Source organism: Paenibacillus sp. FSL K6-1558, assembly GCF_038002565.1.
Classification (GTDB): domain Bacteria; phylum Bacillota; class Bacilli; order Paenibacillales; family Paenibacillaceae; genus Paenibacillus; species Paenibacillus polysaccharolyticus.
The window spans coordinates 2900923-2926224 of record NZ_JBBOCV010000001.1; the positions used below are offsets into that span (position 1 = coordinate 2900923).

A 25302-nucleotide genomic window follows, 5' to 3' on the forward strand; every position below is an offset into this window, starting at 1 on the left:
AGCTATTTTGACGTGGATGCAGATGCTTGCTCCGCCAGCTCAATACCCAGCCCGATCAGTTGAATCATGCGATCATGCTGACTACTGCTATACAGATAACCAATCAGACATTCAAACGCCGTTGCATGTCTATACTCCAGCACATCTGCATTTTTGGGAACACTGCCCGATTTCGCATTCCGCCCTTGCCGCACAACATCTTGCTCTTCTTCTGTCAGTTCAGCCTCAATACTTGTCAGTATGCGGCTTTGTGCTTTGGCAGATACCAGTTTGGTTGCACTGCGGTGCAGATGGTTAGGACGCATGTTCGCTTTGGATAACAGATACTGTCTCACGGCAACCTCATATACCGCATCACCGATGTAAGCCAGTGCGATTGGCGGAATCAATCGTGCAGGCCTGGAGGGTGGATAAGGAAACCATCCCCCCTCAAGTTCATTAACCTGATTATTAGTCACCACTTGCTTGGCCTGTTCATTCCGCTCGACAGAACCAGACAAAACATTCTCTTTTTCTCCACTCATTTGCGCCGCCATCTCATTCCCTGTGCGGTATCTTCCAGCAGAATCCCTTGAGCAGATAGTTCATCACGAATTTCATCCGCACGAGCCCAGTTTTTAGACTTACGTGCTTCCACTCGATCCTGAATCAAGCGTTCAATGTCCTCATCCAGAAGCTCTGGTTCAACATCCGTGTAGATTCGAAGCACAGCATTGAGTTCTTCGAACAGTTCAAGCAGTGCATGAATTTCAGCGGCATTGACCACATCTTGTTGCAACAACTGGTTCGCTTCCGCAGCCCACTCAAACAACGCCGTGATTGCATCAGGTGTATTAAAATCATCCTGCATTTTTTCATGATATTGTTGTCGAATCCGGTCTAGTTTTGCTGAAAATTCAGGTGTAACCTCCTGATTAACAGACACAGCTCCCAGGCGATGTCTCAGGTTACCTACTGCATTCGCAATTCGATCCACACTGTTTTGCGCCTGTTCCATCGTATCTTCTGTAAAATTGAGCGGGTTACGATAGTGGGTGGACAACATAAAGTAACGAATCGCTTCACGTTTGTACTGATTACGCAAGTCTTTTACCAGAACACCGTTACCGAGAGATTTCGACATTTTTTCGTTATCAATACGAATAAAACCGTTATGCATCCAGTAATTCGCCAAAGGTGCGCCTGTGATTGCCTCGGACTGTGCGCATTCGCATTCATGGTGAGGGAACTGCAAATCCTGTCCACCGCCGTGAATATCTAGCGTGTCACCAAGGTATTCTCTTGCCATAGCAGAGCACTCGATATGCCATCCAGGACGACCATCTCCCCATGGGCTAGACCAGAAGATCTCACCTGGCTTGGCTGCTTTCCAGAGCACAAAGTCTTCCGGGTGTTCCTTCCGTTCATCTACACCGATCCGAATACCGAACTGCAATTCCTGCAGGTTTTGCTTCGACAATTGACCGTATTTTTCGAACTTTCCTGTTCGATAATATACGTCACCGCCATTTTCATATGCGAAACCTTTTTCAACCAGTTCACGGATAAAATCGATAATAAGCGGCATATTCTCCGTTACCCGTGGATTACTGCTCGCTTTAGGAATACCGAGTCCCTCTAGATCGGCATAATACGCGGCAATAAATGTTTCAGCCACATGCGGAACGTCGGTACCCAGCTGCTCTGCTTTGCGAATGAGTTTGTCATCGACATCGGTGAAGTTCACGACATAATTCACTTCATGTCCGATCTGCTCCAGATATCCACGAACCGTGTCGAAAAAGATCACCGGACGTGCATTGCCGATATGAATGTAGTCATAGACGGTTGGCCCGCATACATACATTTTCACTTTGCCAGGCTCTTGTGGAACAAACTCCTCTTTGGTGCGACTCATCGTATTATAAATCTGAAGTGTCATAGTCACTTTTCCTTTCATTCTAAACTACTTTTACTTGATTCCATGGTTTATGTTGATCGATGGAGTTATGTGCATTTCTCCGATTCTCGTGTATTTTGCAAAGTTCGCACTTCTTCCTGCAGCCGTTCAATCTCGCGCTGCATGCTGCGCAGAGAGTCAATAACCGGATCGGGCAATTGTTGATTAAGACGATCCACCCTACGTCCATCCTGTTTGACGATTCTACCTGGGATGCCCACCACCGTGCTATTAGCAGGAACTTCTTTCAGCACAACGGAGTTTGCTCCGATGTTGCTTTGATCCCCGACACGAAATGATCCCAACACCTTTGCGCCAGATGAGATAACCACATTATTACCAATCGTGGGATGTCTCTTTCCTTTTTCTTTCCCCGTTCCCCCAAGAGTTACTCCCTGATATATCACGACATCGTCACCAATCTCACAGGTTTCTCCAATAACAACGCCCATACCGTGGTCAATGAACAAACGTTCCCCAATCGTAGCTCCAGGATGAATCTCTATCCCTGTCATAAACCGGCTAACCTGTGATACGAACCGGGCGAGCGAGTACCATCTTCGTTTGTACAGATTGTGAGCAAATCGATGGGCCCATATGGCATGCAGCCCTGAATACGTAAATACGACTTCAAACCAACTCCGGGCGGCCGGATCATTTTCAAAGACCGTCTGGATATCGGATCTGATCTTTTTGAACATGCTCGTTCCCCTCTTGTTCCGGTTCTCGTCCTCCGGGTTCGCCGGACGGCGTGTTCCTTGGTAGTATACTTGCGCACTCGCTAGACAAAAAACGCCCCTGCAGCACGAAGCTGCAGAGGCGTTAGTCGCGGTCCCACTCTGCTTGGCTCATTCCTCTTCTTGAATAAAAGGAATGGGCCCTCTGGCGGCTCGGTAACGGGAACCAGTCGTCGCCATCTATCCTGACGTTTTCCTCTATCCAATGAATAGAAGCGGGGCCGGATTCGACGGTGCAGCTCACGGGTGCATTTCAGACTGCTGGACAGTGGATGACTCGCAGCCACCACTCGCTGAGCAGAAGTAATCTCTGTTCACGCGCGGGGCCATCCTCTCTGGATCTGTCCGGATCAGCTTACTTCTCCCGGTCTTTGCTGTTCTATATGAACGTATTATGACAATTCAACCTTGTGTTGCTATTATAGCGAAAAGCCTTCGCACTGACAACCAGCAGAATTGAATGGCATCAGTTGAACAATGAATACTTACACTCGTGCCAGCAAACGCTCGATGACAGTGTCACGACCCAGCAACACGATAGTCTGATTGAGATCACGTCCATGGGTCTGTCCAGTCAAAGCAACGCGGATTGGCATAAAGAGCTGTTTACCCTTGAAGCCTGTTTCCTTCTGCACTTCCTTGATCAAAGCAGCCATTTTGCTTGGCGTGAATTCATCACTTGCCTGTACTTTATCTGCAAATGCCTTCAGCACAGTTGGAACCTGTTCTTCAGCAAGTACCGCAGCGCCTTCACTTTCCAGTTCAACTTCGGAACGGAAGAACACTTCGGACAGTTCCACGATATCGGATGCCGCATTCATCTGCTCCTGATAGAGATGTACGAGCGTATATGCCCACTCTTTTTGTTCAGATGACAGCTCCGCAGGTAGACGTCCTGCTTTTTGCAGATGCGGAATAGCCATCTCGGCAATCCGTGCAGGGTCCGCATTTTTAATGTAATGGTTATTCAAATGCGCCAGCTTGTGTGTATCAAATACGGCCGGGCTCTTGGATAGACGTTTCGTATCAAAGATAGAGATCAACTGCTCTTGTGAGAAGATTTCTTCTTCCCCTTCTGGCGACCAGCCAAGCAAGGAGATGAAGTTAAACATCGCTTCTGGCAGATAGCCAAGCTGATCATATTGCTCAATAAACTGAATTACGGATTCATCGCGTTTACTCAGTTTTTTGTGGTTTTCGTTCACGATCAGCGTCATATGACCGAATTGCGGCGGCTCCCAGCCAAGCGCTTCATAGATCATCAGCTGACGCGGCGTGTTGGAGATATGATCCTCCCCGCGTAGCACGTGGGAGATCTTCATCAAGTGATCGTCCACGGCAACGGCATAGTTGTACGTGGGAATGCCATCTTTTTTCACAATGACAAAGTCGCCTGATTCCTTGCTGTTGAACGAGATTGTACCTTTAACCATGTCGTTGAATGTGTATGTGCGATCTGCCGGTACACGGAAACGAATGCTCGCCACGCGGCCTTCCGCTTCAAATGCCTCGATCTGCTCTGGTGTCAGGTCACGGTGTTTGCCGGAGTAACGCGGGGTCTCTCCACGAGCCGACTGCTCCTCGCGCTCCTGTTCGAGTTCTTCTTCCGTGCAGTAGCAACGATAAGCCAGGCCTTTGTCCAGCAGTTCCTGCGTATATTTGCGATACAGATCCAGACGTTCCGTCTGACGGTACGGCCCGTATTCTCCGCCTACATCAATACTCTCATCCCACTCGATGCCGAGCCATTTCAAGTATTTCAGCTGGCTTTCTTCTCCGCCCGCAATGTTGCGCTTCACGTCCGTATCTTCGATACGAATGATAAATTTTCCGTTATTGTGTTTGGCATACAAGTAGTTAAACAGCGCCGTACGAGCGTTCCCGATATGCAGGTGTCCCGTTGGGCTTGGTGCGTAGCGCACCCGAATTTCTGTGCTCATATGATTCCCTCCGTCTCTAATTGATTGATGATATCACACACGTACCAGGCATACAACGGATTGAGCGGCAATTCCCTCTCCTCGTCCAGGGAAACCTAATTGCTCGGTTGTTGTTGCCTTCACGTTCACTTGTGCCACATCCGCTTCCAGCGCTTTAGCAATGACTTCCGCCATCTGCGGGATATACGGTGCCATCTTTGGCTTCTGGGCAATAATCGTTGAATCAATATTCCCAAGCTTATAGCCGCGATCCTTCACAAGTTGCCATACATGCTCCAGTAGTTTCAAGCTGTCTGCATCCTTGAATTCCGGATCAGTGTCCGGGAAATGCTTGCCGATATCCCCAAGTGCCAGCGCGCCAAGAATAGCATCGCTGATTGCGTGCAACAGCACGTCTGCGTCCGAGTGACCCAGTAGCCCCTTCTCATAAGGAATGGTTACCCCGCCAATAATACACGGTCTACCTTCCACCAATTGGTGCACGTCAAACCCTTGTCCTACACGTATCATCGCTTCTTCTCTCCCTCAAGCCAAAACGCGGCATACTGTAAATCTTCCGGTGTTGTTAGTTTGATGTTGGTATAACTGCCTTCCACAACCTTAACCGACATTCCCTGGCGCTCAGCCAGCATGGCATCATCCGTCCCCAGAAACCCGTCACGTTCCGCGGATTGGTAAGCCTCCAGCAGGGAAGAAAGACGAAAAGCCTGCGGGGTTTGAATGCTCCACAGACTGCTGCGATCCGGCGTCGCTGTAACGATACCTTCCGCATTCACTTGTTTGATCGTATCCTTCACAGGCACAGCCAGCACAGCACCTTCGCCTGATTCGGCGGCAGCCATACATTCTCTAATCTGCTCACGGGTCACAAATGGACGCACCCCGTCGTGAACGAGAACCCCATCGGTGCTGAGCGCCCGAAGGCCTTCATGAACCGAATGCTGTCTCTCTTTCCCTCCGGGGATCACGCGGACACGCGTTTCCAGTTGGTATTCTTTTACCCATTCCAGGCATCGTTCAACATCTGCAACACCTGTAACCAGAATCATCTCACGGATCTCGTCCAGAGCCGCAAATACTTCAAGCGTATGTATGAAAACGGGCTTGTCCTGCAGCAGCAAAAACTGTTTGCTCTCGGTCGTTCCCATTCGGGTTCCCCGGCCTGCCGCCACAATGACAACGCCCCACCCTTTATCCATGCCGCAATCCCTGCCTTGTCTGTCAGTTTATCGCCGGGCGACAATTCATATCTCTTTCGATATCCATCATCGTACAACGATACACTACCCATCATACCGCTTTTATTGGGCTTTTTCCAACAGTTTCGGCTTGGCAAAAATCATTCGTCCCGCAGACGTCTGCAGCACGCTGGTCACCAGAACTTCCATCATCATGCCGATATACTCACGTCCACCTTCAACCACGATCATCGTTCCATCATCCAAATAGGCTACGCCTTGGCCGTGCTCCTTGCCGTCTTTGATAATCTGCACCATAATTTCTTCACCTGGCAGCACAACCGGTTTCACCGCATTCGCGAGATCATTGATGTTCAGTACGGATACCCCTTGGAGTTCACAGACTTTATTCAGGTTGAAGTCGTTGGTTACGACTTTCCCTTGTAGTACTTTGGCAAGCTTCACCAGTTTGCTGTCCACCTCGGAAATTTCCTCGAAATCACCTTCGTAGATCAATACCTGTACATCAAGCTCCTTCTGGATTTTGTTCAAAATGTCCAGCCCACGGCGCCCGCGGTTGCGTTTGAGCAGATCTGATGAGTCTGCAATATGTTGCAGCTCTTCCAGTACAAATTCCGGGATAACAATCGTACCCTCGATGAACCCGGTTTTGCAGATATCTGCGATTCTGCCGTCAATAATGACGCTGGTGTCCAAAATTTTATGTTCTTCCATTCTTCGCTCTTCTTCAGGCTCTGGGTGGCCCCATCGTCCTGACTTCCAGAATGCCGCCAGATCGTCTTTCTTGGCCATAGCCAAGCTATAACCCGAATATGCAGCGATCACCGTGAGGGCCACTTGCAGCACCTCTCCTGCGGTTCCGAGCCAAGCCAAGCAAGGATACATCAGTAAGGCTACGAGCAGTCCAGCCACGATGCCTGCCGCGCCAGCAGCGAGCTCGTTCATGGGTATCCTGGCTAAAGAATCGATACCACTGTTTAATCTGTTGGCCATCATTGTGCCACCGATCGTGCATACGGACATAAAAAGTACTGCTCCCAGCAGTGTTGATACACCCGCACCCAGCAGTCCCGCTGATTGAATCCATTCAGCCATCCAAGGAATGGACTTGCCTGCCAGATGATAAGCCGTGTACCCGAACCATGCGCCGCACAATCCAGTAAAAGTTAAAATGCCTTTTCTCCACATGAGTTCCTGCACCTCCTCAAATCATTCTTCATTTTCATATCCAGTATGATCCAATTATCGAAAACCTAATCGCATCAGCATGAAGTTTTTGGAAATGTTGTGCTCATCAGTTGAAAGTGAGACTTTTATTGGCATATAATGAATTCAATTCATATCCCGAGGTGAGTGGCAAAATGAGTACACTAAGTTTACAGGCTTTTCAGGATCAAGTTTCCGAACTGTTGCTGCGCCATCGCAGCCTGATTGATGTACTGTCCAAAACGGGACAAGCCGGAGCCTCTGTTAACCGCGCTGTGTCCAAAGCCATTACCGAATGCGGCTGTATTGAGCTGCACGCCACCAAACAGAAATATGCCCCCGAGAGTGATATTTCTCAAGCCAAGGGCCTGCTGGAAACGCATGTGGAAGGTGAATTGTGTGAGAATTGCAAAGAGGTGATCAGCTCCGAGTTGGGGCGGAACCTGTTCTATATGTCTGCACTCTGCAATCTGCTGGACATCAACATGGAAGAGGTCGTGAATCACGAATCACAGAAATGTTCGACGCTTGGGATGTTTAATCTGTCTTAGCTAATCCGTCCCCGCTACTTCGTCATATATCAAAGAATACAAGCAAAAAGCACGTACACTCCTTGTTAGGAAGTGTACGTGCTTTTTTTTGAACTCATAGGGACCTTAGAGTTTGCCGAGTGGTTGGTACTTACGTACCCTACCCATTTTAGTTGTCAGAAGATCGCGATGATTTCTTGTCCTTGCGTTTCTTAGCACGATTGCGAGAAGCTGCCGTTCTTACACTGTATCTCATACCATATAGGGCATATAACACCAGCGGAATAAAAATCAGCTTGGAGAGTTGATCCGGGAATAAAACAGCCAGTGCAACCGCAAGTAACACAACCCACGGAGCGATCCAGATCGCCTTGCGGGGTAGTCCGACTTTTTTGAAATTGGGATATTTCAGTGAGCTGACCATCAGATAAGACAACAGCAACGTAGCAATCATCATGCTAATGGGTCCGATATCTTTGTGAAACAGGGATAGCGTAGCCAATACACCGCCTGCAGCGGGAATGGGCAAGCCTGTGAAATACCCCGGAATGCCCGGGCGCACGTTAAATCTCGCCAAACGAATCGCACCACAGATCGGAAAAGCCGCCGTTGCGATCCAGGCAAAGATCGGCATGGAATCCTGAAAAGACACCATGAAAATAATCAACGCAGGCGCCGCACCAAATGAAACCATATCCGATAGGGAATCAAGCTCCTTGCCGAATTCACTTTGTGCATTCAGTGCTCTGGCCACCCGTCCATCCAGACCGTCGAGCAGCATCGCAACGATAACCATAATCGCGGCCGAGCTATACTTTCCGTTGATTGCCAGCAAAATGGCCAGCATACCCAGAAACAGATTACCTAAGGTAAAAAGATTTGGAATGAATCTGGTTAACATGTTGTTTCACCTCATCCATAAAAAGCCGTTATAAGCGATCTCTACATCTGTCTGTCAATAAACATCTGCTCTTGCAGACGTTTGAGACCTTCCTTGATGGTACGGGCACGAACCTCGCCAATGCCGTCCACTTCATCGAGTTCTTCAATCGTTGCCATGATGACATGAGGTAATTGCTCAAATTGATCTACCAAGTTATGAATAATTACATTAGGCAGACGAGGGATCTTATTCAATACCCGATATCCGCGCGGGGCAACCGAATCTTCAGAAGTTGCCGCAGATGAAGGATAGCCAAGCAACCGTACAATATGATGTGCATCAAGCAACTCATCGTCCGACAATCTTTTTAATCCCACGATAATATCGCGAATCTTGTCATCGCTGTCATCACGAGCATAGTCTTTATACAGCAACCATGCTTCTTCCTCTGTAGTACCCACGAGCTCTTCCATTTGCATCGAAATGAGCCTTCCTTCATTACCTAGCTCATCGATATAACGTTCAATCTCGGTTTTGATCCGCAGTACCATTTCTGTGCGCTGAATAACATTAACCACCTCGGGAATCGTAACGAGTTCCTCGAATTCGGAAGCACTCAGATTCGTAAGCGATTGCTTGAGCACCGCTTTATACTTTTCGAGCGTTTGAATCGCCTGATTGGCTTTGGTCAAAATCACCCCGATTTCCTTAAGCGAATATCGAAGTGTTCCCTGGTACAGGGTAATAATATTCCGGCGCTGTGAGATGGAAACAACTAACTTACCCGTTTGTTTTGCCACCCGCTCTGCTGTCCGGTGACGAATGCCCGTCTCTGAGGAAGAGATGGATGAGTCCGGAATCAGCTGTGTGTTGGCATACAGAATCCGCTTCAAATCCTCACTCAGAATAATAGCTCCGTCCATTTTGGCAAGCTCATACAGGTAGTTTGGGGAGAAATCACAGTTAATCGAAAATCCCCCATCCACCACTTCCATTACTTCAGGGCTGTATCCTACAACAAGCAGTGCGCCCGTCTTGGCGCGTAGCACATTTTCCAGACCTTCGCGGAAAGGTGTACCTGGTGCGATCAGCCTTAACAAATCATTCATATTGTCCAGTTGGCTTGAATCCTTCATCTTGTTATGCCCCCTAATCTAAAGCAACCGCTAGTGCATCTGCCACGGTATTCACACCGATCAGTTGTATCCCGCGAGGATGTTTCCAGCCCTTTAAGCTTTTTTCTGGTAAAACAACTCGTTTGAAGCCCAGCTTCGCGGCTTCTTTCACACGTTGTTCTGCCCTGGATACGGCACGAACTTCACCGGTCAGGCCAATCTCGCCAAAGATGACATCATCCGGCTTGGTTGGCACATCTCTCAAGCTGGAGGCAATGCTAACTGCCACAGCCAGATCGACCGCTGGCTCATCCAGCCTCACCCCACCAGCGACATTCAGATAGGCATCCTGTGTCTGCAGGAACATACCCATGCGTTTTTCAAGCACCGCTATAATTAGATTTAATCGATGATGGTCGATACCTGTTGCCATCCGCCTAGGAGAAGGGAAGTGGGTCGTGGAAATCAAAGCCTGTAATTCTACAAGCATCGGACGTGTGCCTTCCATACTCGCCACAACGGTAGATCCAGCTACCCCTAGTGGACGTTCAGATAAAAATAACTCGGAGGGATTACCGACTTCACGAAGGCCATCTTCCCCCATTTCAAATATGCCAATCTCGTTAGTAGAACCGAAACGGTTCTTCACCGCACGAAGGAGACGATACGTATGATGCCGCTCTCCTTCGAAATAAAGCACACAGTCCACCATATGCTCCAGCATACGCGGACCAGCAATGGCACCTTCTTTGGTAACATGCCCTACAAGAACCGTTGCAATGCCTCGGCCTTTCGCAATCCGCATGAATCTAGACGTACATTCCCTTACCTGTGCTACACTTCCTGGTGCGCTGGTAACTTCGGGCAGATATACGGTCTGAATGGAATCGATGACAAGAAAATGCGGCTGGATCTGATCCACCGCTTCCTCAACCCGCTCCATATTGGTTTCACAGAGCACATACAGCTCCGGCGAAAGTGCACCAAGACGGTCTGCGCGCAGCTTCGTCTGCTTTACGGATTCTTCTCCAGACACATATAACACGCGTAGCCCCGAGTGGGTCAGCGCATGAGAAGTCTGTAACATCAATGTTGATTTTCCAATCCCCGGGTCGCCCCCCACCAGAACAAGCGAACCTGGCACAATGCCGCCGCCCAATACACGGTTCAGTTCACCGATTCCAGTCTGTACACGCGGCTCCTGACCGCTATCTATATCTATGATAGGAAGCGGTTTATCTTTACTGTCAAACAGAGGAGAATTTCTTCCTTGTGTTTTGACTACCGTTTCAGTTTCTTCTATCATCGAATTCCAGGACTGACAGCCAGGACATTTCCCGTACCATTTGGGGGCTTCATAGCCGCATTCCGTACATTGAAACTTAGTTTTTACTTTGGCCACTTCAGCACTCCTATTGATTTTTTTATTTTATAGCAGCATTTTGCATTATTCGACAAAATTTACTCGTTGCCCTGACATACAGGGATACTAAAAGTTTACCATTGTTTGAGATTTTTCGTAAAGGATTATCGCAAACTTTACACATGTTCCTCATCAATATCGCTTCATCTCAATCAAATCTTCACACATCCCTTTATAATTCGTACATACGAAAAAACCTCCCCGGCCAAAGCCAGGGAGGTTCTATATATGAGGTTCTATATATGCGGGTAGCTGAATTCATTCAGCCACATACATCATATTTATTTTGTTTCAATTTCCTCATTGGATGGAACGGCTGCTTCCTTTTTCGTTACAGACAATGCACCATTCTCTTCGTCGATGAGTAAGGAATCCCCTTTAGTCACATTACCTGTAAGCAACTCTTCAGACAATTTGTCTTCAATGTGCTTCTGGATCGCCCGGCGAAGTGGGCGTGCACCGTAAGCAGGATCAAAGCCAGCTTTCGCCAAGAAAGCCTTAGCGTTATCTGTGAGCTCAAAATCCACCTCGTACTCATTAAGACGTTTACGTAGGTCCTCACTCATAAGAGTAACAATCTCAGCAATGTGTTTCTCTTCGAGCGAGTGGAATACGATGATTTCATCGATCCGGTTTAAGAACTCAGGACGGAAGCTTTTCTTCAGCTCATCCATCACTTTGCCCTTCATATTATCGTAATCTGCACCTGCATCCACAACAGCTGTGAATCCAAGAGTAGAATTACGTTTGATCGCTTCTGCACCCACGTTGGATGTGAGAATGATCAGTGTATTACGGAAGTCAACAACACGGCCTTTGGAATCCGTCAGACGACCATCTTCCAGTACTTGCAACAAGATGTTGAAAACTTCGGGGTGAGCTTTTTCCACTTCATCCAGCAGGACAACGGAGTACGGTTTGCGACGAACTTTCTCTGTCAACTGTCCGCCTTCTTCGTATCCAACATAACCTGGAGGCGCTCCGACCAGTCGTGCTGTGGAGTGTTTCTCACCATACTCGGACATATCAATCCGGATTACGGCATTTTCATCACCAAACATTGCTTCAGCAAGTGCACGAGCCAGCTCGGTTTTACCTACACCGGTAGGACCGAGGAAGATGAATGAACCCATTGGGCGTTTTGGATCTTTAAGTCCTGCACGTGCACGGCGAACGGCGCGGCTGACCGATTTAACAGCCTCATCCTGACCGATTACACGTTCATGAAGAATGGACTCCAGATTCATCAGACGCTGTGTCTCTTCTTCTTTCAGCTTGTTCACCGGAATTCCTGTCCAGTTGGCTACCACTTGAGCGATATCCTCCGGAGTGACTTCGGAATCGGTACGACCTTGTTTTTCTTTCCATTGATTTTTCGTTGTATCAAGCTCTTCACGGATTTTTTGTTCCGTATCACGCAGTGCCGCTGCCTTTTCGAACTCTTGACTCTGAACCGCGGCGTCTTTTTCCTTACGGATATCTTCCAGACGGCTCTCCAATTGTTTCAGGTTTGGCGGAATCGTATAGGAGTTCAATCTTACTTTTGATCCTGCTTCATCGATCAAGTCGATCGCTTTATCCGGTAAGAAACGATCTGTAATATACCGATCCGACAATTTGACAGCTTGCACAATCGCTTCGTCCGTAATTTTCACACGGTGATGCGCTTCGTAACGATCACGCAGACCATGCAAAATTTGAATGGCTTCTTCCGGTGATGGTTGATCCACTGTAATCGGTTGGAAACGACGCTCTAGCGCAGCATCCTTCTCGATATATTTGCGGTACTCATCCAGTGTCGTTGCACCGATGCACTGTAATTCTCCACGAGCAAGAGCCGGTTTCAAGATGTTCGATGCATCAATCGCGCCTTCTGCGCCACCCGCACCAATCAGTGTGTGCAACTCATCAATGAACAGGACAATGTTGCCCGCCTGACGAATCTCATCCATGATTTTTTTCAATCGATCCTCGAACTCACCACGATATTTGGTTCCAGCAACAACCGAACCCATATCCAGCGTCATTACACGTTTATCACGCAATGTTTCGGGAATTTCGTTTGCAATAATTTTTTGGGCAAGCCCCTCGGCAATTGCTGTTTTACCTACACCCGGTTCACCGATCAATACCGGGTTATTTTTGGTACGACGACTCAATACCTGAATCACACGCTCAATTTCCTTGCTACGGCCAATAACCGGGTCAAGGTTATTCTCTCTGGCATACGCCGTCAAATCACGAGCGAGGCTGTCCAGCGTTGGTGTGCTTACATTGGCAGGTGTGCCGTTGTGGCTGGAAACTGCTTCACTGCTACCGAGCAATTGCAGTACTTGCTGACGTGCTTTGTTCAAGCTGATGCCAAGGTTATTGAGCACACGTGCCGCAACGCCTTCACCTTCACGGATCAGTCCGAGAAGAATGTGTTCTGTGCCAACATAGGTGTGGCCGAGTTTACGCGCCTCATCCATCGATAATTCAATTACTTTTTTCGCACGTGGCGTATATGCAATGTTCGTAGGTTGCTCTTGGCCACGGCCAATCAGCGTTTCTACTTCATCCTGAATTTTTTCCAATCCGAGTCCCAGGCCGATCAGTGCTTTGGCAGCAATGCCTTCACCTTCACGAATGAGGCCGAGCAAAATATGCTCCGTACCGATGTTATTGTGACCGAGACGGACAGCTTCTTCCTGCGCGAGTGCGAGCACCTTTTGGGCCCGTTCCGTAAATCTTCCAAACATCATATCTCCTGCACCTCCATGGTTTTGGATAAAACGAGGGATTCCATTCTATTTGAATGCCCCTTCGTTATTCTTCATATCACTTTTGTTTGCAGCCATGCTGCGAATAAAATCATTGGTAGCTTCAGTCTAGATGGAAGCTTATTATATAAAAGCCGCAGATGCGGCATGAAACCCATATTAACGCTTAAAGGAAGGTTTAACCAGAACTTTTAGCTGCATTGATCGTATCACGAATTAACTGAGCACGGTAGATGTCGCGCTCATCTGTACGCATATCCCCAAATGTTTTTTGTAAAAAACCTGGCTGAGTCATTACATTCAACTCATTCATCACTGGAATCGATAATCCTTCCAACAAACCAAGATCTACGCCGAGCCGCACATCCGACAAACGTTGCGCTGCTTCCTTCGTATCTACAATCGCTGCATGAGACAAAATCCCGTAGGAACGCATCACTCGATCCGTAATACGCAGTCTGGAATCAGTAATGAGCCGTTCTCTTGCGGTACGCTCATGACCAATCATCTGTAAAACAACACCGTGGAGGTTGTCAATCACTTCTTGCTCCGTCTGTCCAAGTGTAATCTGATTGGAAATCTGGAACAAGTTGCCCATCGCCTCGCTACCCTCTCCATAGATCCCTCGCACCGTTAATCCCACTTGAGACACGGCACTGAGGATACGGCCAATCTGCTGAGTCATAACCAATGCGGGAAGGTGCATCATAACCGATGCCCTGACACCTGTTCCAACATTCGTTGGACAACTGGTCAGATACCCTCTGCGATCATCAAACGCATAATCCACGTGCGCTTCAAAAGCATCATCTATAGCGGAAGCTTTCTCCCAGGCCTCTTTGACCTGGAACCCCGGATAGAGGCACTGGATACGCAAATGATCCTCTTCATTGATCATAATACTTACCGACTCATCCTCACTAAGAATTACGGCTCCGTTGGTCGATTCATTCGCCAGACTCGGACTAATCAAATGTTTTTCCACCAGCACACGCTTGTCGAGTTCGTCAATATCGATCAGATCGAGTGTAGTAAAATCACCAAAGGCGTGTACGTCATCGTACTGAAGTACTTCGCTCAGCTTATTCAGCACCTCTTCCGATTGCTCACTCGAAGCCAGCATTGGAAACGGGATATGCTGAAGGTTACGTGCGATCCGGACACGACTGCTGATTACGATCTCCGAATCAGTTGCATCACTGCGCATCCAGTCACTGAGCGCCTTCTCTGTAAAACGCAGATTAGGCATCATGCTTCCCTCCTACTTATGACAAACTTTACTCTTGAGCTATTTCTTTTTCAAGTTCCCGGATCTGGTCACGAATCTGAGCGGCCTCTTCGAACTCTTCTTGAGCAATGCTCTGCTGCAGATTTTGCTTCAGATCGGCAATTTGCCGTTTCACCTTAATACGCCCGCCTGCTCTGGCAGGAACTTTACCTACATGCGATGTACTACCATGCACTCGCTTGAACAAAGGGTCCAGACGGCTGTCAAAGTATTTATAACAGGAACTGCAGCCAAAACGACCAACTTTGCTGAACTGAGCATACGTCATGCCACATTCTTCACATTGCAGCGTTTTAGCAGGAGCAGCACCTGAACTTTTGCCTGCCGGATCAAAATCGAGTATTCCTGATAACAGGTTGTGTATAGAGAATCCTCCTGCTGTTCCAGGAATCATCTCCCCCTTCTCTCGGGCACATGATTCACAAATATGAAATTCCGTCTTCTCGCCATTTACAATTTTCGTAAAATGAAGTGTAGCCGGACGTTTGTTACATTCTTGGCACAGCATATAGATGTACCTCCTTTGATCCCGATAGTTTTCATTTACCGAGCAAAGATATTAGCATTGCCTTCAACATTCTGGCACGAATTTGATCCCGGTAAGGAAGTTTGACCATAAGAACTTCTCTCGACACAGCCGCACGCATCAACCCGGCTTCCCGCTTACTTAAAAAACGCGCTTCTTCCAATTGATAAATCAAGCCTTCCGCAGCAGTCTGTCCAATCTCGTCACCAATACTGTGATGCAGATGGTTGTGCAGCGCCGATTGGGCAGGTAATTCAATGCGTTGTATACGAACATACCCACCACCGCCACGTTTACTCTCGACGAGATACCCTTTTTCAAGAGTGAAACGGGTGCTGATGACATAATTGATCTGGGAAGGTACACATGAAAACTGATCTGCCAGATCATTACGCTGAATCTCAATCATTCCTTCGGGACTTTCATGCAAAATACCCTTCAGATATCGTTCAATAATATCAGAGATATTACGCATCCAATCATCCTCCACTGTCTGAAACGTTAAGTCAATAAGGACCACACGCCCCCCACAGAGTACACCTTCTCCACCCATTTAACCACTCAGAGAAACAGCGAATCTTGCTGATACAAGTGTTAAACAGGAGAACAAAGGAAGCACGAAGGTCCTTGAATATCCCCTTGATCTTCCAATGATGTGTTCCGACTTACGGTACTTTTCATCAGAGAACAGTAAGAAAGCTAACGTCATATCATAGGTAAATAGCACGTATTCCAGAAATATAATCCTACGTATTTAACCTTGAGTTGACTTTGACTTTCTTTGACTTTATATACATTATAGCATATTTTACTGTTTTGCCAAGTGGGGGCACTATTCATTTTTTACGATTTTACACGAAATATTCGCCTGACACAAAAAAACCTCTCCCGGACATCGGGAGAAGTTCTCATTGCTTCCAATTGCGCTTCATATCTGTTGGAATGAAGTCGTACTCGATATAGATCGTCGCTCAAAAGAAATCAAGCAAATAGGTTTCACGTTTGGGAACTGCCTTTTCCAACGCTTGGATAGCGCTCACTGGCCCTTCCAATCTACCGATCTGTGCCATCTCTGCGGGTCTACGATAACCCATTAACACGGCTGAAAGGGATTGAATACTGAGACGAATCGGCTGATTCAGCTGACCTTCGCCATCCGATTTTGCCTTTTTCCATATTGAAGCGGTTCCGTTCATTGCCACGTTTAATTCCCATACACCTTCGTTCCACGGAGCGTAAGCATCTTCGACGTCAAGCCAAATCTGTACGGGCGAGTCTTGACTGGCAAAAGGGTACTGCGAAATGAACTGCTCCACGCTCACGATTCGTGCCATAAAGTAAGGCACTACCTCTTGCCCAATCCGTGGATTGTCCAATTGAAATGCAAGCAGATCACTTGCAGGTGCCTGTAAAGTTACTTCGTCAATCATGGAATCGTGATTAGCAATGAACGTCCAAAGCCCTCGTCTGGACTCTTCATTCAAATGAATGAACTCACCGATGGTAAACTTACTTTCCTTGACTTCGTAGAGGACATACCCTTGCGGCACTCCTGCCTCATCATAGTATACAGCACGCTGGCTTCCTTTTTTGACATAAACGGAATTTTCCCACCACGCATCATCACGATTCAAAGTCCCATTATAGCGCGCTGCATAAGCGTCATACACCTGCTTCAATTCTGCAAGCTCAGCATTACCACGTTTGATCGTGCCTGGTGTCAGTTGCTTGGCAGGCAGTTGAGCCGTAGACAATTTGTATTTCTTATATTCAACATAGGTTTCCCAGCCATACTTTCGATAAAAAGAAAACGAAAACGGATGCAGGAAAGATACACTTTGTTTATTCCGATTCATCTCTTCTAGTGCGTATTTCAGCAATCCTGCTACCCAGCCCTTACGTCTATATTCCGGCCATGTGGCTACACCCGCGATTCCACCCATTTCAAAGGACCTTCCATGGATATAGGTCTGAAAAGGAATAATCTGCAACTTGGCTCCAACCTGACCATCCGCATAAACCCCCAATACATTATGCTTAGCGAATTCCTGGCGCCGCCTCTCCAACTGATCCTCTGTTAATTTAAATTGAAAAGCATACTCGGAGAGCGCCATACAAGCCTCATAATCGTCGATCGTTAATTTGCGAAGTTCCATACTAATCTGCACCTCATTTTCTTCTAATGTAAGTTCATTCTGTACAAAAGGCTGCTTGTGCCCTTTTCTTACATTTGAGTGTCTCAGAGGTTCCCTTTAAAGTCAAACAAGAGATGTAACGTTCACATCTCCTAAATCATAATGTCTTCTGAATTTTAATATATAAAATAAAAACCACCACCGAATTACATCGGCAGTGGTTCTTCGCTTGGCGGCGTCCTACTCTCCCAGGACCCTGCGGTCCAAGTACCATCGGCGCTAGAGGGCTTAACGGTCGTGTTCGGGATGGGTACGTGTGGAACCCCTCCGCCATCGCCACCAAACGCGATTGGTCGAAGCATAGCTTCTTCCATATCCATTTTGGAATTGAAAATCATACACACATTCCGTGATGTACCGATTTTCATTTCACCATTCAGAGTGTTGTTCTCTGAAAACTAGATTCGAAACGAAACGTACGCGATTTAAAACTTGCTATTGGATAAGCCCTCGACCGATTAGTACTGGTCAGCTCCATGCATTGCTGCACTTCCACCCCCAGCCTATCTACCTCGTCGTCTTCAAGGGGTCTTACATACTGGGAAATCTCATCTTGAGGGGGGCTTCACGCTTAGATGCTTTCAGCGCTTATCCCGTCCGTACATAGCTACCCAGCGGTGCTCCTGGCGGAACAACTGGTACACCAGCGGTACGTCCATCCCGGTCCTCTCGTACTAAGGACAGCTCCTCTCAAATTTCCTACGCCCACGACAGATAGGGACCGAACTGTCTCACGACGTTCTGAACCCAGCTCGCGTACCGCTTTAATGGGCGAACAGCCCAACCCTTGGGACCTACTTCAGCCCCAGGATGCGATGAGCCGACATCGAGGTGCCAAACCTCCCCGTCGATGTGGACTCTTGGGGGAGATAAGCCTGTTATCCCCAGGGTAGCTTTTATCCGTTGAGCGATGGCCCTTCCATGCGGTACCACCGGATCACTAAGCCCGACTTTCGTCCCTGCTCGACTTGTAGGTCTCGCAGTCAAGCTCCCTTATGCCTTTGCACTCTTCGAATGATTTCCAACCATTCTGAGGGAACCTTTGGGCGCCTCCGTTACTCTTTAGGAGGCGACCGCCCCAGTCAAACTGCCCACCTGACACTGTCCCCGCACCGGTTTACGGTACCAGGTTAGAACCTAGATACGATCAGGGTGGTATCCCAACGGTGCCTCCACGCAAGCTGGCGCTCACGCTTCAAAGGCTCCCACCTATCCTGTACAGATCGTACCCAAATTCAATATCAAGCTGCAGTAAAGCTCCATGGGGTCTTTCCGTCTTGTCGCGGGTAACCTGCATCTTCACAGGTATTAAAATTTCACCGGATCTCTCGTTGAGACAGCGCCCAAGTCGTTACGCCATTCGTGCGGGTCAGAATTTACCTGACAAGGAATTTCGCTACCTTAGGACCGTTATAGTTACGGCCGCCGTTTACTGGGGCTTCGGTTCACAGCTTCGGGATTACTCCCTAACCACTCCCCTTAACCTTCCAGCACCGGGCAGGCGTCAGCCCGTATACTTCGCCTTACGGCTTCGCACAGACCTGTGTTTTTGCTAAACAGTCGCTTGGGCCTTTTCACTGCGGCCCCCTCGTGCTATTCACACTACCGGGGCACCCCTTCTCCCGAAGTTACGGGGTCATTTTGCCGAGTTCCTTAACGAGAGTTCTTCCGCGCGCCTTAGAATTCTCTTCTCGCCTACCTGTGTCGGTTTGCGGTACGGGCACCTTCATCTGGCTAGAGGCTTTTCTTGGCAGTGTGAGATCATGACCTTCGCTACTGTAATTTTCACTCCCCATCACAGCTCAGCCTTACGGTTAGCGGATTTGCCTACTAACCAGCCTTACTGCTTGGACAGGCATCCATCAGCCTGCGTCACTACCCTACTGCGTCCCCCCATCGCTCGTAACGATTTACGGTGGTACAGGAATTTCGACCTGTTGTCCTTCGACTACGCCTTTCGGCCTCGCCTTAGGTCCCGACTTACCCTGAGCGGACGAGCCTTCCTCAGGAACCCTTAGGCTTTCGGCGGATCAGATTCTCACTGATCTTTTCGTTACTCATACCGGCATTCTCACTTGTATAATGTCCAGCGCTCCTTACGGTACACCTTCAACCCTTATACAACGCTCCCCTACCCCTGGATCGACTTCACTCCAGCTTCGAAGCCCTGTGTTTATCCCCTGGGAACCATTTGGTCTTCCAAGGCTTCACACCTTGTCAGACAAAAATGTCCTTGTGGTAAACACCGCCTCAAAGAAGCAGTGAAGTCGATCCAAGCCATAGCTTCGGTGGTGTGTTTAGCCCCGTTACATTTTCGGCGCAGAGTCACTCGACCAGTGAGCTATTACGCACTCTTTCAATGGTGGCTGCTTCTAAGCCAACATCCTGGTTGTCTGTGCAACTCCACATCCTTTCCCACTTAACACACACTTGGGGACCTTAGCTGATGGTCTGGGCTGTTTCCCTTTTGACAATGGATCTTAGCACTCACTGTCTGACTCCCGGAAGTAAGTCTATGGCATTCGGAGTTTGACTGAGCTTGGTAACCCTTGCGGGCCCCGCACCCAATCAGTGCTCTACCTCCACGACTCTGTTTTCCGAGGCTAGCCCTAAAGCTATTTCGGGGAGAACCAGCTATCTCCGAGTTCGATTGGAATTTCTCCGCTACCCCCACCTCATCCCCGCATTTTTCAACATGCGTGGGTTCGGGCCTCCAGTGCGTGTTACCGCACCTTCACCCTGGACAGGGGTAGATCACCCGGTTTCGGGTCTACGTCCACGTACTATAGTCGCCCTATTCAGACTCGCTTTCGCTGCGGCTCCGGCTCTTCACCTTAACCTTGCACGGGAACGTAACTCGCCGGTTCATTCTACAAAAGGCACGCCATCACCCCTAAAACGGGCTCTGACTTTTTGTAAGCACACGGTTTCAGGTTCTATTTCACTCCCCTTCCGGGGTGCTTTTCACCTTTCCCTCACGGTACTGCTTCACTATCGGTCGCTAGGAAGTATTTAGCCTTGGCAGATGGTCCTGCCGGATTCATACGGGGTTTCACGTGCCCCGCACTACTCGGGATCCGTCTCGGAGGGAACAGACTTTCAATTACAGGGCTTTTACCTTCTTTGGCGGGCCTTTCCAGACCTCTTCGCTTAACCGGTTCCTTTGTAACTCCATGTGAGACGTCCCACAACCCCAAAGAGCAAGCTCTTTGGTTTGGGCTTCTCCGCGTTCGCTCGCCGCTACTGACGGAATCACTATTGTTTTCTCTTCCTCAGGGTACTTAGATGTTTCAGTTCCCCTGGTATGCCTCTACATAACCTATGTATTCAGTTATGAGTAACTGGATATTACCCCAGCTGGGTTTCCCCATTCGGACATCCCCGGATCAAAGCTTGCTTACAGCTCCCCGAGGCAGTTTCGTTGTTCGCCACGTCCTTCATCGGCTCCTAGCGCCTAGGCATCCTCCGTGTGCTCTTAGTAGCTTAACCATATGCTCCGGTTTCGTTTGCTCGCTCCCCTTGTTTTGGACTACGTCCAAAGCCAAAAGTCGCTCCCACCCGATACCATCGCAATTGCATTATCTACCGTTTTTATTGAAACTTGTTTTAACACAAGTTCAGCTAAAAAGGAATGTTCTAATTCGCGTTTGTTTCGTTTCGATATCTAGTTTTCAAAGAACACAACAAATAGATGAAATTGTTTGGTGGAGCCAAGCGGGATCGAACCGCTGACCTCCTGCTTGCAAGGCAGGCGCTCTCCCAGCTGAGCTATGGCCCCTCAAATTCCATCAAAACTGAACAAATGGAGTAGTAACTTAGTAGTGCTTGCAAGTTCACTGAACTTGCATATTTGAATGTCTTCGTTGCAGAAGACGATTCTCCATAGAAAGGAGGTGATCCAGCCGCACCTTCCGATACGGCTACCTTGTTACGACTTCACCCCAATCATCTATCCCACCTTCGGCGGCTGGCTCCTTGCGGTTACCCCACCGACTTCGGGTGTTATAAACTCTCGTGGTGTGACGGGCGGTGTGTACAAGACCCGGGAACGTATTCACCGCGGCATGCTGATCCGCGATTACTAGCAATTCCGACTTCATGCAGGCGAGTTGCAGCCTGCAATCCGAACTGAGACCGGCTTTGTTGGGATTGGCTCCATCTCGCGATTTCGCAGCCCGTTGTACCGGCCATTGTAGTACGTGTGTAGCCCAGGTCATAAGGGGCATGATGATTTGACGTCATCCCCACCTTCCTCCGGTTTGTCACCGGCAGTCTATCTAGAGTGCCCACCCGAAGTGCTGGCAACTAAATATAAGGGTTGCGCTCGTTGCGGGACTTAACCCAACATCTCACGACACGAGCTGACGACAACCATGCACCACCTGTCTCAACTTTCCCCGAAGGGCACCTAACGCATCTCTGCCTCGTTAGTTGGATGTCAAGACCTGGTAAGGTTCTTCGCGTTGCTTCGAATTAAACCACATACTCCACTGCTTGTGCGGGTCCCCGTCAATTCCTTTGAGTTTCAGTCTTGCGACCGTACTCCCCAGGCGGAGTGCTTAATGTGTTAACTTCGGCACCAAGGGTATCGAAACCCCTAACACCTAGCACTCATCGTTTACGGCGTGGACTACCAGGGTATCTAATCCTGTTTGCTCCCCACGCTTTCGCGCCTCAGCGTCAGTTACAGCCCAGAGAGTCGCCTTCGCCACTGGTGTTCCTCCACATCTCTACGCATTTCACCGCTACACGTGGAATTCCACTCTCCTCTTCTGCACTCAAGTCACACAGTTTCCAGTGCGATCCGGGGTTGAGCCCCGGGATTAAACACCAGACTTACATGACCGCCTGCGCGCGCTTTACGCCCAATAATTCCGGACAACGCTTGCCCCCTACGTATTACCGCGGCTGCTGGCACGTAGTTAGCCGGGGCTTTCTTCTCAGGTACCGTCACCTTGAGAGCAGTTACTCTCTCAAGCGTTCTTCCCTGGCAACAGAGCTTTACGATCCGAAAACCTTCATCACTCACGCGGCATTGCTCCGTCAGGCTTTCGCCCATTGCGGAAGATTCCCTACTGCTGCCTCCCGTAGGAGTCTGGGCCGTGTCTCAGTCCCAGTGTGGCCGATCACCCTCTCAGGTCGGCTACGCATCGTCGCCTTGGTGAGCCGTTACCTCACCAACTAGCTAATGCGCCGCAGGCCCATCCCCAAGTGACAGATTGCTCCGTCTTTCCAGTTCTCTTCAGGCGAAGAAAACAAGTATTCGGTATTAGCTACCGTTTCCGGTAGTTGTCCCAAGCTTGAGGGCAGGTTGCCTACGTGTTACTCACCCGTCCGCCGCTAACCATCAGAGAAGCAAGCTTCTCTTCAAGTCCGCTCGACTTGCATGTATTAGGCATGCCGCCAGCGTTCGTCCTGAGCCAGGATCAAACTCTCCAATAAAGATGAATTTCGTCAGCGTCGTTAAACGCGGTGAAACTCATCGGGGTATTGAAAAGAGCGATAAGCTCATTTTGAATCTGACGATTCATTGTGAATCAAAAGTTACTATCCATTTGTTCAGTTTTCAAGGAACTTGTTCACCTTATCTTGCGACAACTTACGTCAACCAGACAGGAAATTTATCATATCATGTTAACTGAGTTTCTGTCAACAATCTTTTTCGTCAATCTTCAAAGCTACTCGACTACCTTCTGTTTGAAGCGACAAGAAATAATATATCACGCTGTCATGCTTTTAGCAAGTACTTTATTCAACTTCTATCATTTTGAAAATAAGATCGATCTTAAAGCCTGGAGAGAATGATCGAAATGAAGCGAGTTTTAGCTTTGCTTAGCCAAACAAGAGAGGTGATAGCTCGGAAAAGATCAAATTTGAAGTAAGTGATCCAAAAACTTTATAATAAGGTATCTTTAAATAAAAGGGAGTACTCCAAGGTTGTTAACAGTTCCAATTGAGCAGTAGCACGCTCATATTTACACGTACCCTTCCTACACTCATCTGAGATCCGCTTTTGAATTTTGAATATTGATCTATTACGATTTTGCTTTCAACCTAAGATTTCGATTTCTAATTTAAATCCATGACGCGAGGTGAAAACACTTGAAACAGTGGTTAAAAATGATGCGTAAAGGTTACGGCAAAAAGCTCGTTTCTATTCATGCCTGGAATGCCTGGATCGTTGTGATACTTGCTATTACTGGTCTCATATTAATTGGTGGCTTCTGGCGTGAAACTCTGGGTATCGGACGTGTTTGGTTAAAATGGTTACATATCGCCGTGGGCATCGCCATGCTTTTGCCTGTCGTGTATTACTTATTTTTGGCCAGCAAACATTGGAAGCAACTCCGCAATAAACCATGGCAAAAAGCAAATACCATCATCGTTCTTGCACTTCTGATCGGTTGGCTATTATCTGGCATCGTTTTATGGCAGTTCAAGCTGGCCGGCCCACGGTGGTCCAATGCCGCGCTTCTGATTCACGATTTGCTCACATGGGTTGGTTTACCTTACATCATCTACCACTCCATCACACGTACACGTTGGTTAAAAGACCCTGCACGTCGTATGATCCAAACGAATGAACCATCGATGCAGAAGCCAAGTGTAAATAATCCTGCCGATTCCAACGCTAACAAAGAGGAATTGGACACACGCAACACACCAGCAGCCACTTCTATTCTCGATGCAGACAAAGACTCTGGTAGAAATAACGTCCCAAACATGGAGAAACCGCAACCGATATATACCCGTCGAGCCTTCATCCGTTCTGCTGTGGGCATAGGACTCGCCGTTACTCTTGGACCTACATTTGTATCATGGGTAGGTAAAAACCTCAAGTTTGATAACAGCATAGACAGCATGCTTGAGACTGACCCCAATCGGATGGTTCCACTTCCGCAACCTTTATCTTCTTCATCTCCTCCAATTGGCGGGGGCGCCGAGGGACATTTTCGTGTATATACGGTAACACCCATTCCATCATTCTCTAATGCAAACTGGTCATTTCGGGTAGATGGTCTTGTAGAACGTGCCCAGATCTGGAATTGGGAACAGTTCGTCAAGCTTGCACGCACCGTGCAAGTCAGTGATTTCCACTGCGTTACCGGCTGGTCCGTGTACAAGAATACATGGGAAGGCATTCCTCTGAAGCATTTTTTGGAGAACGCCGGTATAAAGCCCGGCGCGCACAGCGTCAAATTTTATTCCGGAGACGGGGTATATACCGATGCGATCACACTAGAGCAGGCACAAATGGATGATATTATGATTGCGGTCATGCATGATGGCAAACCTATCCCTGCGGATCTTGGTGGACCTGTACGACTCGTTATTCCGCAGATGTACGCCTACAAATCGGTCAAGTGGTTGAACCGTATTGAAGTCATCGACAGCGAGCATATCGGGTATTGGGAAGAACGGGGATACGACAAAGATGCATGGTTATCCGGTGCTTCTCAGCGTTTTCCTAACATAACGGGTTCATAACAGATCTCCAGCGTATACAAAAGAAGCCTCCTGACACGACATTTGCGTGTTTTTGGAGGCCTCTTTCTTTA

The 25302-nt window shown here is 48.3% G+C and carries 17 protein-coding genes, 1 tRNA gene and 3 rRNA genes; 2 read left to right on the top strand and 19 right to left on the bottom strand.

From position 1 onward, the window contains the following. Positions 1–2: 2 nt before the first annotated feature. From MHI38_RS12635 to MHI38_RS12665, 7 genes are all read right to left on the bottom strand, one after another. A complete protein-coding gene (locus MHI38_RS12635) occupies positions 3–524 on the bottom strand; it encodes a Mini-ribonuclease 3 (RefSeq protein WP_253491039.1) in 522 nt (173 codons plus the stop codon). Next, positions 521–1921, bottom strand: coding sequence for a cysteine--tRNA ligase (cysS, locus tag MHI38_RS12640; RefSeq protein WP_154985699.1), 1401 nt, complete (start codon positions 1919–1921; stop codon positions 521–523). The genes MHI38_RS12635 and cysS overlap by 4 nt, the downstream gene beginning before the upstream one ends. A 65-nt stretch (positions 1922–1986) precedes the next feature. Beyond that, complete coding sequence (gene cysE, locus MHI38_RS12645) at positions 1987–2640, bottom strand: serine O-acetyltransferase (protein ID WP_090924690.1); 654 nt, start codon at positions 2638–2640, stop codon at positions 1987–1989. A gap of 521 nt (positions 2641–3161) precedes the next feature. After that, positions 3162–4616 (bottom strand): glutamate--tRNA ligase, encoded by a 1455-nt coding sequence (gltX, locus tag MHI38_RS12650; RefSeq protein ID WP_090924691.1) that lies wholly within the window; start codon positions 4614–4616, stop codon positions 3162–3164. Between the two features lie 33 nt (positions 4617–4649). After that, positions 4650–5126 (bottom strand): 2-C-methyl-D-erythritol 2,4-cyclodiphosphate synthase, encoded by a 477-nt coding sequence (gene ispF, locus MHI38_RS12655; RefSeq protein WP_154892117.1) that lies wholly within the window; start codon positions 5124–5126, stop codon positions 4650–4652. Then, positions 5123–5815, bottom strand: coding sequence for a 2-C-methyl-D-erythritol 4-phosphate cytidylyltransferase (gene ispD / locus MHI38_RS12660; protein WP_154892118.1), 693 nt, complete (start codon positions 5813–5815; stop codon positions 5123–5125). The genes ispF and ispD overlap by 4 nt, the downstream gene beginning before the upstream one ends. A gap of 102 nt (positions 5816–5917) precedes the next feature. Beyond that, positions 5918–7003 carry a PIN/TRAM domain-containing protein gene (locus MHI38_RS12665; protein WP_090924694.1) on the bottom strand — a complete coding sequence of 362 codons (1086 nt, stop codon included), beginning with the start codon at positions 7001–7003 and terminating at the stop codon, positions 5918–5920. A 173-nt stretch (positions 7004–7176) separates the two neighbouring features. Between MHI38_RS12665 and MHI38_RS12670 the strand changes: the two genes are divergently transcribed. After that, on the top strand, positions 7177–7572 hold the full coding sequence (locus MHI38_RS12670; protein ID WP_090924695.1) for a DUF1573 domain-containing protein: 396 nt from the start codon (positions 7177–7179) through the stop codon (positions 7570–7572). A 148-nt stretch (positions 7573–7720) separates the two neighbouring features. On the opposite strand, the gene pssA is transcribed toward MHI38_RS12670, so the two are convergent. The 12 genes from pssA to MHI38_RS12730 all read right to left on the bottom strand — a co-directional run bounded on the left by pssA (position 7721) and on the right by MHI38_RS12730 (position 23185). Then, complete coding sequence (gene pssA, locus MHI38_RS12675; RefSeq protein ID WP_090924696.1) at positions 7721–8452, bottom strand: CDP-diacylglycerol--serine O-phosphatidyltransferase; 732 nt, start codon at positions 8450–8452, stop codon at positions 7721–7723. Between the two features lie 41 nt (positions 8453–8493). After that, positions 8494–9570 (bottom strand): DNA integrity scanning diadenylate cyclase DisA, encoded by a 1077-nt coding sequence (gene disA / locus MHI38_RS12680; protein ID WP_090924697.1) that lies wholly within the window; start codon positions 9568–9570, stop codon positions 8494–8496. A 13-nt stretch (positions 9571–9583) separates the two neighbouring features. Next, the gene (gene radA / locus MHI38_RS12685) at positions 9584–10951 is read right to left on the bottom strand and encodes a DNA repair protein RadA (protein ID WP_154892119.1); all 1368 of its coding nucleotides are present in this window, start codon (positions 10949–10951) and stop codon (positions 9584–9586) included. Between the two features lie 302 nt (positions 10952–11253). After that, complete coding sequence (locus MHI38_RS12690) at positions 11254–13716, bottom strand: ATP-dependent Clp protease ATP-binding subunit (protein ID WP_154892120.1); 2463 nt, start codon at positions 13714–13716, stop codon at positions 11254–11256. A gap of 196 nt (positions 13717–13912) precedes the next feature. Then, the gene (locus tag MHI38_RS12695) at positions 13913–14983 is read right to left on the bottom strand and encodes a protein arginine kinase (RefSeq protein WP_154892124.1); all 1071 of its coding nucleotides are present in this window, start codon (positions 14981–14983) and stop codon (positions 13913–13915) included. A 28-nt stretch (positions 14984–15011) separates the two neighbouring features. Beyond that, complete coding sequence (locus tag MHI38_RS12700) at positions 15012–15530, bottom strand: UvrB/UvrC motif-containing protein (protein ID WP_090924701.1); 519 nt, start codon at positions 15528–15530, stop codon at positions 15012–15014. Positions 15531–15561: 31 nt separating this feature from the next. After that, positions 15562–16023 (bottom strand): CtsR family transcriptional regulator, encoded by a 462-nt coding sequence (locus MHI38_RS12705; protein ID WP_090924702.1) that lies wholly within the window; start codon positions 16021–16023, stop codon positions 15562–15564. A gap of 496 nt (positions 16024–16519) precedes the next feature. Then, positions 16520–17704 carry a GNAT family N-acetyltransferase gene (locus tag MHI38_RS12710; protein WP_154892121.1) on the bottom strand — a complete coding sequence of 395 codons (1185 nt, stop codon included), beginning with the start codon at positions 17702–17704 and terminating at the stop codon, positions 16520–16522. Between the two features lie 206 nt (positions 17705–17910). Further along, positions 17911–18027, bottom strand: a 5S ribosomal RNA gene (gene rrf, locus MHI38_RS12715). A 154-nt stretch (positions 18028–18181) separates the two neighbouring features. Then, a 23S ribosomal RNA gene (locus tag MHI38_RS12720) occupies positions 18182–21232 on the bottom strand. Between the two features lie 213 nt (positions 21233–21445). Further along, a tRNA-Ala gene (locus MHI38_RS12725) sits at positions 21446–21521 on the bottom strand. A 108-nt stretch (positions 21522–21629) separates the two neighbouring features. Beyond that, positions 21630–23185: ribosomal RNA gene (locus MHI38_RS12730) — 16S ribosomal RNA — on the bottom strand. The 16S, 23S and 5S rRNA genes sit together here with 1 tRNA gene alongside, the layout of an rRNA operon. Before the next feature lie 660 nt (positions 23186–23845). On the opposite strand from MHI38_RS12730, the gene MHI38_RS12735 reads away from it, so the two are divergent. Beyond that, positions 23846–25231: a molybdopterin-dependent oxidoreductase gene (locus MHI38_RS12735; RefSeq protein WP_341181288.1), complete on the top strand. Its 1386-nt coding sequence runs from the start codon at positions 23846–23848 to the stop codon at positions 25229–25231. The last annotated feature ends 71 nt before the right edge of the window (positions 25232–25302 follow it).